The organism is Lactiplantibacillus modestisalitolerans, assembly GCF_005405425.1.
GTDB lineage: Bacteria > Bacillota > Bacilli > Lactobacillales > Lactobacillaceae > Lactiplantibacillus > Lactiplantibacillus modestisalitolerans.
Map to the genome: position 1 here is coordinate 87,936 of NZ_BJEA01000008.1, position 13,038 is coordinate 100,973.

Sequence of the window (13,038 nt, forward strand, 5' to 3'; positions counted from 1 at the left end):
TTTCAATCCAGCCGGTCGTGCGGTACCTGCCAAATATCGTCGGCGTAGCGCGCCACCGCCAAGTCCGCGCCAAAGGCCCCGCTGGCGGCGATGTTGGCTAACGCCCGCCGCTGCCAAGCGGTCTGATCCTGGTAGTCCTGACTAATTTGGCGTTGTTGCGCCACGTAACTCGCGTAATCTGCCAACACGAAAAACTCGTCGTTATACCGGAGCAGTGAATCGTAAATCTCGCGACCCTCGGTAGAAATTCCTGGAATCGTACCGTCAACCAAACTATCCACGATTCGCTTCAGTTCGGGATTACCGCGGTAAAAATCGCGGGCGCGGTAGTCGCCACGCTGATAGTAGCGGTAAACTTCCGCCACCGTCAGACCAAACGGGTACTCGTTTTTAGCACCGGCCGCTTGAATAATATCGACGTTGGCGCCGTCGTAGGTCGCGAGCGCTAGGGCGCCGTTAGCCATCAGCTTCATGTTGCTCGTTCCGGAGGCCTCCTTGGAGGCGGTTGAGATCTGTTCGCTGACGTCGGCCGCCGGAATAATGACTTCGGCCAATGAAACCCCGTAGTTCGGGATAAAAACGACCTTCAACCGCGACCCCACCACCGGATCGTGGTTAACTAAGTTTGCGACGGCGTTGATTAGTTTGATGATGGCCTTGGCGTAGTGGTAACTCGGTGCGGCCTTAGCGCCAAAGATGTGCACCCGCGGCACGAACGGCGCGGTGGGCTGATCCTTGATTTGAAAATACTCACGCAGAATCTCAAACACGTGCAGCAGCTGGCGCTTATAGGCGTGAAGCCGTTTAACCTGAACGTCGTAAATGGCGTCCGTCCGAATTTGCAGTCCCAAGCGCTGCGCCACTAACGCCGCCAGCGCTTGCTTATTGGCCAGCTTGACTTGGCTTAATTCCGTTAGAAATCCCTGATCATACTGATAAGCAAGTAACGTTTTCAATAACCGCGGGTTGCGGCGCCACAAGTTGCCAATCCGCGCGTCGAGCGTCCGGGCCAGCGGCGGATTCGCCAGTTGAACCCATCGCCGCAGCGTGATGCCGTTCGTCTTATTATTGAAGCGCTCCGGATAAACTTGGTAGAGACCGTGGAGCACGTCTTTTTTCAGCAACTCGGTGTGCAACGGCGCCACCCCGTTCACGCTGTGACTGCCAATCACCGCCAAGTAGGCCATCCGCACCTGGCCGTTACCAAGGGGCGCGGTCTGATCAACTAACGCCGCCCCGAAGACCGGGGTCTTTTGGGCGCGGTACCGGCGGTCAATTTCGGCCACGATTTGATAAATCCGGGGTAGTAGGCCCTGAAATAACGCCACCGGCCACGTTTCCAACGCTTCTTGTAAAATCGTATGGTTGGTATAACTCATCACTTGACGGGTCAGCGCCCAAGCTAGGTCCCACGAGCAGTGGTGCTCGTCCATCAGCAGGCGCATCAGTTCCGGAATGACTAGCGTTGGGTGGGTATCGTTGATGTGGATCGCGACCTGCTTAGCAAAGGTCCGCATGCCGTGATGGTGGGCACAAAAGTGACGAACGATGCTTTGAACCCCAGCCGACGTGAAAAAGTACTCCTGACGCAAGCGTAGGGCTTGGCCGGCCGAATTAGAATCGTCCGGATAGAGGACCTTCGTGATGTCGTCGATTTGGTCGCGCTGCGCCTGCGAATAGTAGGTGTGGTCCGCATTCGGTGGCAATTCAGCTGACCATAAGCGCAAAGTATTCGTAACGCTGTTATGGTAACCAACGATACCGACGTCGTACGGCACCGCCAGCACGTCATCGGTATCGCGGTACTGCGGCTTGAGCGTGCCATTTGCTTGCGGTTGGAGCCAAACGTGACCACCAAAGCGCACGATGCAACTCTTATTTTCGCGCCGGGTTTCCCAGACGTTACCGTTGCGTAGCCAGTCGTCGGGCATTTCAACCTGGTAACCGTTTATAAATAACTGCTTAAACAGGCCGTAGCGGTAGCGAATCCCGTTTCCGTTACCCGCAATGTCCAGGCTAGCCATGGCGTCCAGGTAGCAAGCCGCCAGCCGGCCCAGCCCGCCGTTTCCTAAGGCCGGATCCGGTTCCGCCTGCCGGATCTGATCCAGGTCGAGTCCCAGCTCCTTTAACCCGTGGCGCACCGTCGTGACCAGGTTTAGGTTTAATAAGTTGGCCATTAATAAGCGCCCGGGCAAAAATTCAATTGAAAAATAGTACACCTGTTTGCGGTGTTGCGTCTGGTAGGCGCGCGCCGTTTTGGCCCAGTTGGGGCCATCGTAGCGGCGCACCAAGTGTCCCAGCGCAATTAATTGGTCCAACGGTGACGTATCGTTGAGCGTCGTGGCATAGAGCGTTTTGATCTCCGCCAAAAAATCACGCTTAAATTGTGCACACGTAACTGTCACGTTATTCCTCCTCACCATGCAGTAGCGTTTGATACAGCTGTCCGTACCGCGCAGCCGCGCGCTGCCAATCCATTTTCGTTGCCATGGCCTGCCGCTGCAGTCGTCGCCAAACGCGGGGGTGCCGTTGCACCAATTGCAAGGCCGTCGTCAGTTGACGTTGCAAAACGGCCGGGCGAAAGTCTTCAAAGCTAAAGCCAGTTCCGGCCCCGGTGTAGCGGTTATACGGCACCACGGTGTCGCGCAAGCCCCCGACCGCGTGCACCAGCGGTAAGCAGCCGTAGCGCATCGCCATCAGCTGTGATAAACCGCAGGGTTCAAACGCGGACGGCATCAAGAACAAGTCGCTACCACCGTAAATCTGTTGCGCCAAGCGCTCATCAAACCGCAGCTTGACCGCCACCTTCGTCGGGTAGGCCAATTGATAAATTTGAAACGCGTGCTCCAAGGCCGGCGCGCCGGTCCCTAGCACCACCAATTGCACGTCGTGGGCCTTCAAAACTGGGTCGAGCGCATCCAGTAATAGCGACATTCCCTTTTGATCCGTTAAGCGCGATACGACCGCCATCACTGGCACTGACCGTACCGGCAAGCCAACGGTGCGTTGCAACGCCGCCCGATTTTGACGCCGCCGATCCAGCGTGGCTGCTGAATAGGGCACCGCCAAGGCCGGGTCATAGCTCGCGGTATCAATCCCGTTTAAAATTCCCCATAACCGCCCCCGTTTGGCGCGCAGGGTTGCATCCAGGCCTTCACCGTAGGCTGGCGTTTGAATTTCTTGGGCGTAAGCCGGAGAAACCGTTGTTAGCGCATCCGCGAAGTTGATCCCGGCCTTCAGAAAACTGACCAAGCCCCCATCCGCGATTCCCTGCTCATTAAACGTCTGAATCCCAATTCGGAACAGGCTGTCCAAAATCACCGGGTCAAAGCGCCCCTGAAACTGCAAATTATGAATCGTCAACACCGTTCGGATCCGCTGGTAAGCCTCGATCCAGTAATACTTTTCACTCAGGAGCACCGGGATAAAGGCGGTGTGCCAGTCGTTGAGGTGCAAAATATCGGGGACGTCATGAATCCGCTCCAACATTTCACAAATCGCCATCTGGAAAAACGCGTAGCGCTCCCCGTCGTCCCAGTAACCGTACAGGTTGGGCCGACCAAAGTAGTCGAGGTTGTCAATCAGATAGTACCGAATCCCGGCCAACGTGAGCGTTTTGACCCCGCAGTAGGCGCGCTTGACCCCCACTTGAACGGTGAAATGGGTTAAATCGCGTAACTGGGATTGGTACTGCGCGGGAAACCGTTGCTGATAAAACGGCACGACCACCCGGACCGTCAACCCCTGCGCGTGTAAGGCCCGCGGTAACGCTAAACTCACGTCCCCGAGACCCCCAGTCTTATAAAACGGGGCCGCCTCCGCGGTCGCAAAGAGAACCTTCGTTTGCTTAGTCACGGCTCATCACCTCAGTCTGCTGAAAGACTTGCTGGCCCTTTTGAATAACTAGCGGTTGCTTAGGCGTGCCCTTCAAAATAAGGTTCGGGCCGATCACCGCGTCCTTGTCGACAATCACGTTGGTCAGCTGACTACCAGCACCGACGCGACTGCCCGCCATAATCACGGCGTTGGTCACGACCGCCCCGGCGGCCACGCTAACATTGCGAGCCAAAACGGAGTGGCGCACCTGCCCGGCAATCGTGCCGCCGGGACCGCACAGGCAGTTGTGGCACCGCGCCCCGTCCGCAAAGTAGGTCGGAATTTCGTTGTGGGTCTTCGTGTAGATTCGGCGCGAGCTTTCGAACAGGGCCCGAAAATTGGCATCATCCAGTAGCGCGAGGTTCGCGGCAAAGTAACTGTGCAGGTCGTGAATGTTGGCCTGAAAGCCGGTGTATTCAAAGGCGTTCGTTTGATTTTGGGCGACGGCTTGGCGCATCAATTGTTCCAAATTAACGAGGTCGCCCCGTTGATTGGCCGCCTGCAGCAAATCAATCAGGTCAACGGTACTCAGTAGGTAGACCGCCATGCTCTTAGCGACCGCTTCGGTCGGTTGCCACTGAACCTGCTTGAGTGGAACGACGGCGGTTGCTAACCCGGTCGCCGTCAGGCTTAAAACCGTATTAGGCGCAACCAGCTGGTCCGGCGCGATCCGTTTATAAACGGCGGTTATCGCACTATCGCGTTCCTGGTGGTACCGCAGTAACGCCTTCAAATCAATATTACCGACGTTGCGGGTACTCATCACCACGGTGTACTCGCTATGACTGCGTTTTAAGAAGACGATTGAATCATCGTAGTAGTGGTGGATCAGCGCCAACTTTTTTTCCGGCGCGATCAACTTTAAATCGTTATAAGGCGAAAGGAAAAGCCCACCCTGAATCGTGTTCAGGTTCCAGTCATGACCGCTGCGCAGATGGTCTGCAACCGAGCGGCCCGACCGGGGGAGCGTTACGAGGACGTTTTTAATCCCGGCATTCACGATACTGGACAACCGAAAATCAATTAGTCGGTACCGGCCGCCAAACGGCAACATGCCCACCGGCCGCGCCGCCGTTAAGGGCGCTAACGCCGCCGCGGGTTCCAATAAATTAATGATGGCACTCACACTTGCTGGTCTCATACTTGCATCCCCCCGATAACTTCGTGATAACCGACAACGGCCACCTGCTGGCGCGTTCCTTGGACAACGGCGCCGTCACCCACGACCGCGTCCTCACCAATCAGGGCGTGATCGACCAGCGCCCCTTCGCCAATCGTCGCGCCGGGCATCACCATGCTGTCCATAATGCGACTACCGGCCCCAACGATTACCTGCTGGGACAAAATCGAGTGGTCAACGCGCCCGGCAACGTAACAACTATCCACGACCATCGCGTGGTTCACCTGACTCGTCGCGGTCAAGCGCATCGGCGGTAACACCGCCGCCTTGGAGTAGATCCGCCAGTTGCGATCACCAATGTTTAACGCATTATCCGGTTCCAGAAACTCCATGTTAGCTTGCCAGAGACTCTGAATCGTCCCAACGTCGCGCCAGTAACCCCGAAACGCGTACGCGTAAACGGCTTCATTATGTGAGAGGTAAAACGGGATGACGTCCTTACCAAAGTCTTCCAGCGATTTGTCACTCGCAAAGCTTTGAATTAGGTAGCGCCGTAACGTCGGCCAGTCAAAAATGTAAATCCCCATCGAGGCCTTATCGCTCTGCGGGTGTTGCGGTTTTTCTTCAAAGTCGATAATTCGTTCGGTCGCATCGGTATTCATCATGCCAAAGCGCCGGGCCTCCTTTTCAGTGACGTGAATCACCCCCACCGTTAACGACGCCTGCTTAGCTTGGTGGTAACGTAACATGGCCCGGTAATCCATTTTGTAGATGTGATCACCGGAGAGGACCAGTAAGTACTGTGGGTGTTGCTGATCGATGTATTCAATGTTTTGGTAAATGGCGTGGGCGGTCCCTTCAAAAAACTTATTGCCCTCACTCGAGGAAAACGGCTGTAAGACGGTCACCCCACCATTTAGGCCGTTCAAACCCCAGCTAGCGCCGTCACCAATGTGGGCGTTCAGTTCCAACGGCTGGTACTGGGTAATCACCCCGACCGTCTCAACGTCCGAATTCGCACAGTTGCTCAACGTAAAATCAATGATCCGGTAACGCCCACCAAACGGCACCGCCGGCTTGGCGGTCCCCTTCGTGAGTTTTCCGAGCCGGGTCCCTTGGCCCCCGGCTAGAATAATCCCTAACATCTTTTCACACATGTGTACTCCCCCTTGAAACCTTTGTTGGTGCAATCAGTAGCGCCCCCATTGCCGGCAATGTACAGGTTAAACTAGCCGGCTGGCCGCGGTACGGTTGGGCCGTTGCCGTAAACGTTTGCTCCAAACGGGTCCACGTGCCCCCAAACGCCTGCGCTTCCGTATTCAATAATAGGTGGTACGTCCCGCAATACGGGACGCCAATGCGGTACTGCCGGTGTTCCACCGGCGCAAAATTAAAGGTGGCAACGACGAAGTCATGCGGCCGCTTCGCCTGCCGAATGAAACTCATCGTGACGCTCTGCGGATCATCGGTATGGGTAAACCGCAAGCCCGCGTCAACTTGGTCTTGTTCCCATAACGGGCGCTGCTGGTGATACAGCTGATTTAGCGCCGCCGTAAAGCGCTGCATCGCGTGGTTTAAATGGTCATCTAAATCAACCCACTCTAACTGGCTCCAATCGCGCCATTCCAAGTACTGACCCCACTCAGCACCCATAAAATTAAGCTTCTTGCCCGGAAAGGCCAGCATGTACGTCAGTAGCGTCCGCAAATTAGCAAACTGGTTATACCGGTCGCCGGGCATTTTGTGCATGAGTGAGCGTTTGCCGTGCACGACCTCATCATGCGAAAACGGGAGGATAAAGTGCTCATCGTACATATAAACGAACGCAAACGTCAGTAATTGAAAGTGGTCCGCCCGGTACAACGGATCGAGCTTGAAAAAGTTGAGCGTATCGTGCATCCACCCCATGTTCCATTTAAAATCAAAGCCCAAACCGCCATCCTGTAAGGCGCCGGTGACCTGCGGGTAGGCCGACGACTCTTCGGCAATCATCGCAACGTCCGGATGGCGGGCGGCCACGACCCCGTTCAACTTTTTCAGAAAAGCGATACCTTCCACGTTGCGGTCGTCACCGTACTGGTTAAGGCGGTGTTCCTGACCAGCGTCGTAGTTGATGTAGAGGAGGTTCGAAACCGCGTCCACTCGTAAACCATCAAGGTGGCATTCTTCGAGCCAAAAGAGCGCACTTGAAATGAGAAAGCTCTGGACCTGGGCCTTGCCTAGATCGAAGTTCCACGCACCCCAGCGATGATTGTCCGCACGACCGCGGTCCGCATATTCAAAAGTTGGCGTCCCGTCATACTGGTAGAGTGCGTCGTAGTTACGGATGAAGTGGCCCGGCACCCAGTCAACGAAGACGCCGAGGTTCGCCTGGTGGCACGCGTCGACGAAGTGTAGGAAGGCGTCCCGGTCCCCAAAGCGACTGGTCGGTGCGAAGTAGCCAAACTGTTGATAGCCCCACGACCGATCCAGTAAGTGTTCCATCACCGGCATTAGTTCGATATGGGTGTACCCCAGCCGTTTAACGTACGGAATCAAACTCGCCGTCAGTTCCGTGTACGTGTAGTAACTGCCGTCCGGATGACGGCGCCACGACCCGAGGTGCACCTCGTAGATATTGAGTGGCCGCCGTTCCAGGTGCGTGCGTTTGCGGCGCGCTAACCACAGACTATCGTGCCAGTGCATCCGGCTGGGCGGACAAACCACCGCCGCATCGCCCGGTTTGGCTTCAAATTGCCGTGCAAACGGATCAATTTTCAACTGGCTCTGACCGTCGGGGGCGGTTACGCGAAATTTATATAATTGCCCGGGAAATATTTTGCTTAATTGCCCCTGCCAAATCCCAGTCGTTCCCAGTTCCCGGAGCGCCGTTGGTTGCCAGTGGTTAAAATCGCCAACCACCGCAACCGCGAGCGCGTGCGGTGCCCAAACGCGAAAGTCCGCCGTTTGGTTCGAATGCCAGTGACAGCCCAAAAAATTCTGACTCTGAAAGCCCCGGCCGGTATTAAATAAGTAACTTGGCGTTTGTGAATCTACTACCATCGTCAAAGTCATCACATCCCCACATGCTTGTTCAGTATTGTTCTAGTGAAATTATCATTATTATAAAAAGGGTGACCGGGGTTGACTATCCTTAATTAGGTTGCCTTACCTAACAAGTGCAATGGCTTGCCAGGCTTACGGCCGCACGCGTTTTCATCATTTTCTCATTGTAAATCGTTAGTCAATTTTCATGACAATTTTCACGTGCACAGCTTGATTTAACAACGTTTGCAGGCAAAAGAAAAACTCACCTGAAAAAAGCGGCCTTTTTTCGGGTGAGTTTATTCGGTGAGTTTTATTTTGGAGAGTGTGAGGGCCGACGGGTTGGTATTGAGCATTGCCTAGCTAAGGCGTTATCGCCTGGGCTTGGCGATGGCGACTTAGCGTAGCAAGCGCAGATACCAGGCGGCCCGAACACGTTTCGACTACCTTGCAGGAAAACAGCAAATTGAGCATTAGCCTAACCCCCAACATCACTTCCAGTAAGCATAGCGGTACAACGCATCCCGGAGCAACGTAAAGTGAACGCCACCGACCTTATCGCTAATCAGGTGCGCGGCGGCCGTTTGATAGACCGGCGTTACCCCCTGCTTAGCAGCGACCATTTTTGCGGCTTGCTGCATCGTCGCGTAGCGGTCCTTCGTGGACTGCTGGTCAGCCGTGATCGTCTTGATTAGTGCTTCGTAATCGGCATCTTCAAACTTCCCGAAATCGACCGAGTTGGTGATGGAGGCCTTATTCAAGAAATCGATGGGGTCTTGGAAGTCGCTGGACCATGACAGGGTCGCCAGGTCAAAATTGCCCTTACTCAAAGTCGAAATTTCGTTCGAGAGTGGCACCGACTTGATGCTGACGGTTACACCGTCCAGGTGCTTTTGAATCGCGGCTTGAATAAATTCAGCGACCGACTTGTTAACGTCGTTATCGTTCGTCAGCAGTTGAATCTTCAAGTTCTTCTGGCCCAAGCTTTCCTGGGCACGTTGCCAGTATTGCTTGGCCTTCTGCGGGTCGTACGGGTACAAGTTGCCGGTATCCTGATTAAAATCGGCCCCGGTCTGCGGATTTTTGGCGTTACCAGTTGGGACTAGCGACTTGGCCGCCACGGAGCCGTCCTTCAACACGTTCTTAACCAACGACTGCCGGTTTAAAGCGTAACTAACCGCTTGCCGTAAGGCGGTGTTTTGTAAAGCGGAATTCTTCTGGTTCCAAAGTAAAAAGTACAACTGGTTGAGCTTGGTAATTTTTAATTGATCTTTAAGCGCACCCTGTTTAGCGTTCGCCACCTGAGTACCCGTAATTTGGGTAACCTGCACGGCGTTACTTTCAAACAGGTTTTGGGCGGTGGAATTCGTTTTCACCGTTTGCACCTTCACGTTCTTGATGCGCACGCCCTTGCTGGCATAGTAGTGCGGATTCTTCACGTACTTCCACGTATCATTCGTCCCATCCCAGCCTTTAAGTTGGTAAGGGCCGTTTGAGAGCGTCTTCGCGGCACTGGTCCCGTATTGGTTTCCATACTTCTCGGTAAACTGCTTATTCAACGGATAAATTTCCGTGGCTAGCCGGTAATTGAAGTAGGGCACCTTTCGTTCCAGTGTCAGCTGCAATTTATATTTACCCAGGGCCTTAGCCCCCAGCGTTTGTACGGCTTTTTTCCCGTCGGTAATGGCACTGGCATTTTGAATTTCAGCCACGTGGCCGACTTCTTGCGACTTCGTTTGCGGATCGACCTGCCGCCGAAGCGAGTACACGAAGTCCGCCGCCGTCACCTTCTTGCCGTTGGCCCACTTCGCGTCGTGCCGTAAATTAAAGGTGTACGTCTTTCCACCATTGGTTGGCTGCACGACTTTTTTGGCAATCGCCGGCACGACCTTCCCCTTCTGATTAGTCGTGTACAAGCCTTCCATAAACTGCGCGATGGCCGCCTGACTGGCAATGTCGTCGGCCTTATTGGGGTCGGCGGTCGCCATTGACTGGGTTGCGGTCACCGTTAACGTTTTGTTGGCATTACTTTGGGCTTGCGACTGCTTGCCGCACCCCGCTAATATTAGGCCGAGCGCCAAGACGCCCGTCCCCCCGATCCATTTTTTTAGTTGCATTGAACAACACCATCCCTAGTTAAAAATTAATGCGTTTCTCCTACGAAGCCGTAACAGCAACACATTTTTGGGAGTCCACCATTGTGAGTCGTTGCGTGCATTAAAGCATTTGTACCAAATCGTTGCGTTGTCATTGTTACCAACCTCCCTAATTTTTAACTAGCAATTTTAACCCGGATCATTGTCATCAGCTGAGCTACTGCGTGGGGTGAAATCGCGTTTCAAGCGGAAAAAGTCCCCGTATGCGCTCAGGCATACGGGGACGACGTTGCCGTGTTACCACCCCGATTTAGGTGCAGTGCACCCACTCGATGGGGAATAACGCACCCAAACGGGTCACGGAAAGGTGACCGGTACTTCGAGCCCATCTTCTGCGTGGGGGGTGCCGTCCTTGCACTGTCGACGGTCGCTAAATCACGGTGCCACGCATACTCTGCTCTGCAATTACCTAAGATTAAAATTTCATGGTTTTTTGATTAATTTAAGGTTAAGGCTTTGGTTTACATTTGTCAATGATTTTTTTAGAGTGTGAGGAGCGGCGGATTGATGCCGAGCACTACCTAGCTAAGGCGTTATCGCGGTTTATGCGATGGCGCCTTAGCGTAGTAGGCACAGGCGTCAGCCGCTCCGAACACGTTTCAAAGGCAGAGTGTGAGGGCCAGCGGGTTGACCTTGAGCATTGCCTAGCTAAGGCGTTGTCGCGGGTTGTGCGATGGCGCCTTAGCGTAGCAAGCGCAGAGGTCAGCTGGTCCGAACACGTTTCGGCGAGATATAACAAAAAAAGAGGCCCACACCGGGCCCCTTCCATCATTGTCAAATATTAAGTATCCTTACTGCCGTACCTGACCATTCCCATCGATCACGTACTTATACGACGTTAGCTCCGCTAAGCCCATCGGACCGCGAGCGTGCAGTTTCTGGGTTGAAATCCCAATTTCTGCCCCGAAACCGAATTCGAAGCCATCCGTAAAGCGGGTGGACGCGTTAATGTAAACGCAAGCGGCGTTGACCCGTTGCTGGAATTGTTTCCCAGCTTGGTAATTATCCGTCACAATCGCTTCGGAATGCTGGGTATTGTAGCGGTTGATGTGCTGAATCGCTTCATCCTCAGATTGCACCACTTTAACCGCGATAATCAAGTCGTTATATTCCGTACCCCAGTCTTCCGGTGTGGCGGGAACCACGTCGGGCACGATGGCTTGGGTGGCTGCGTCTCCGCGAACTTCCACCCCGTGGTCACGCAGGGCTTGAATAATGGTTGGTAAGTAGTCCTTTGCAACCGCTTCGTGAATCAATAATTTTTCGGTGGCGTTGCAGACCGATGGCCGTTGGACCTTGCCGTTAACGACGATTTCAGTAGCCATTTTAAGTTGGGCCGCCTGGTCGACGTAGACGTGGCAGTTACCCGCACCCGTTTCGATGACGGGAACGGTCGCTTTTTGCAAGACCGTTTGAATCAGACGCGCACTGCCGCGCGGAATCAGCACGTCAACGTAGCCGGTCAACTGCATGAACTTCGCGGCGGTTTCGTGGGAGGTATCCTGGATCAACTGAATCGCGTTTTCGTCCAAGCCCTGATCCGCTAACACGGCGCGCAAGACTTGCACTAAGGCTTGGTTGGAATGCAAAGCTTCCTTACCACCCCGTAAAATAACCGCGTTCCCGGTTTTGAAGCACAGCGCGGACGCGTCAACCGTCACGTTGGGCCGGGCTTCAAAAATCATCCCGATAACGCCGAGCGGGACCCGTTGCTTGGCAATCATTAGGCCGGCCGCGTTTTTCCACGCCCGGTCCACGTTGCCAATTGGATCGGGTAAGCCCGCGACTTGTTCTAAGCCGAGCGCCATCGCGTCAATCCGGTCAGCCGTTAGCTTTAAGCGGTCAACGAACTTCGCCGGCACTTGCGGATTCTCTAAATCGCGCGCGTTAGCGGCTAAAATTTCACTCGCGTGCGTCCGTAAAGCCGCTGCCATGGCGGTCAAAACGGTATTTTTAACGGTGGTTGAACACTGGGCCAGCGTGGCACTAGCCGTTTGGGCGCGTTGGCCCAACTGTTCTAAATCAGCGGTTGTCATTTCCATGAAGCTACCTCCTAAGTTAAAGTGTCTTTAATTATCCAAATAAAGTGCCGACGGGCTCGCCAGCTAAAATTTTAAAAATGATGGCGGGGTCTTCACCGTTCGCCAAAATCATCTGCCCGTGCGCGGCCAGCATCCGTTCGGCGGCCTTCAGTTTGGTGACCATCCCGCCGGTCCCGAAACGGCTGCCGCTGCCACCAGCTTGCTCGTAGGTTGCGTCCGTAACCCGTTCAACGCGCGTTAGTAGTTCGGCATTGGCGTCGGCGTTCGGGTTGCCAGTGTAAAAGCCGTCGATGTCGGAAAGCATGATCAGTAAGTCGGCCCCGATGTTGGTGGCGACGATGGCGGATAACTGGTCATTATCCCCAAATTTGGTTTCATGATCCAACTCATCAACCGCAACCGTATCATTTTCGTTAACGATGGGAATGACGTTCTGCGCTAATAAGGCTTCGAACGTATTCAACACGTTCTGGTGACTTTCCGGATAAACGAAAATATCGCGGGTCAACAAAACTTGGCCGATTTTTTGCTCGTAAACGGCGAACCGTTCCTTATAGATCGAAACTAATTCGGTTTGCCCAACCGCTGCGATGGCCTGCTGTTCAGGAATCGCTTTGGGCCGCTTTTTCAGACCGAGGTAGTTTAAGCCGACCCCAATTGCCCCCGAAGAGACGAGTACGACTTCACGGCCACGGTGCCGCATCGCACTAATTACAAACGCTAACTGGTCGATTGCCCGTAAGTTGATCGCGCCGTCGGGATAGACGAGCGAACTCGTCCCAACCTTGATTACGACGCGCTTTGCGTGCAATTCTCGCAT

At 54.3% G+C, this 13,038-nt stretch carries 8 protein-coding genes; all 8 read right to left on the reverse strand.

Translation table 11 applies throughout. The features are described 5' to 3' along the window. Positions 1-2: 2 nt before the first annotated feature. The gene (locus FFM79_RS05140; RefSeq protein WP_137642405.1) at positions 3-2,405 is read right to left on the reverse strand and encodes a glycogen/starch/alpha-glucan phosphorylase; all 2,403 of its coding nucleotides are present in this window, start codon (positions 2,403-2,405) and stop codon (positions 3-5) included. 1 nt (position 2,406) lies between these two features. Continuing rightward, entirely contained in the window at positions 2,407-3,855 is a 1,449-nt protein-coding gene (gene glgA, locus FFM79_RS05145; RefSeq protein ID WP_137642406.1) for a glycogen synthase GlgA, read from the reverse strand. Beyond that, positions 3,848-5,017, reverse strand: a complete 1,170-nt coding sequence (gene glgD / locus FFM79_RS05150) for a glucose-1-phosphate adenylyltransferase subunit GlgD (RefSeq protein ID WP_137642407.1) — start codon at positions 5,015-5,017, stop codon at positions 3,848-3,850. The genes glgA and glgD overlap by 8 nt, the downstream gene beginning before the upstream one ends. Further along, positions 5,014-6,153, reverse strand: coding sequence for a glucose-1-phosphate adenylyltransferase (locus FFM79_RS05155; protein ID WP_137642408.1), 1,140 nt, complete (start codon positions 6,151-6,153; stop codon positions 5,014-5,016). Before FFM79_RS05155 ends, glgD begins: the two co-directional genes overlap by 4 nt. Further along, the gene (glgB, locus tag FFM79_RS05160) at positions 6,146-8,038 is read right to left on the reverse strand and encodes a 1,4-alpha-glucan branching protein GlgB (protein ID WP_137642467.1); all 1,893 of its coding nucleotides are present in this window, start codon (positions 8,036-8,038) and stop codon (positions 6,146-6,148) included. The genes FFM79_RS05155 and glgB overlap by 8 nt, the downstream gene beginning before the upstream one ends. Positions 8,039-8,511: 473 nt before the next feature. Beyond that, on the reverse strand, positions 8,512-10,137 hold the full coding sequence (locus FFM79_RS05165; RefSeq protein ID WP_137642409.1) for a peptide ABC transporter substrate-binding protein: 1,626 nt from the start codon (positions 10,135-10,137) through the stop codon (positions 8,512-8,514). 830 nt (positions 10,138-10,967) lie between these two features. Then, positions 10,968-12,218 carry a glutamate-5-semialdehyde dehydrogenase gene (locus FFM79_RS05170; RefSeq protein WP_170177385.1) on the reverse strand — a complete coding sequence of 417 codons (1,251 nt, stop codon included), beginning with the start codon at positions 12,216-12,218 and terminating at the stop codon, positions 10,968-10,970. A 31-nt stretch (positions 12,219-12,249) separates the two neighbouring features. Continuing rightward, positions 12,250-13,038: a glutamate 5-kinase gene (proB, locus tag FFM79_RS05175; protein WP_170177389.1), complete on the reverse strand. Its 789-nt coding sequence runs from the start codon at positions 13,036-13,038 to the stop codon at positions 12,250-12,252.

Bases quoted from the DNA above. Each gene is read 5' to 3' on its own strand.
- glgD (WP_137642407.1), bottom strand. From the start codon at position 5,017: ATGAGACCAGCAAGTGTGAGTGCCATCATTAATTTATTGGAACCCGCG.
- FFM79_RS05155 (WP_137642408.1), bottom strand. From the start codon at position 6,153: ATGTGTGAAAAGATGTTAGGGATTATTCTAGCCGGGGGCCAAGGGACC.
- glgB (WP_137642467.1), bottom strand. From the start codon at position 8,038: ATGGTAGTAGATTCACAAACGCCAAGTTACTTATTTAATACCGGCCGG.
- FFM79_RS05165 (WP_137642409.1), bottom strand. From the start codon at position 10,137: ATGCAACTAAAAAAATGGATCGGGGGGACGGGCGTCTTGGCGCTCGGC.
- FFM79_RS05170 (WP_170177385.1), bottom strand. From the start codon at position 12,218: ATGGAAATGACAACCGCTGATTTAGAACAGTTGGGCCAACGCGCCCAA.
- proB (WP_170177389.1), bottom strand. From the start codon at position 13,038: ATGCGAGAATTGCACGCAAAGCGCGTCGTAATCAAGGTTGGGACGAGT.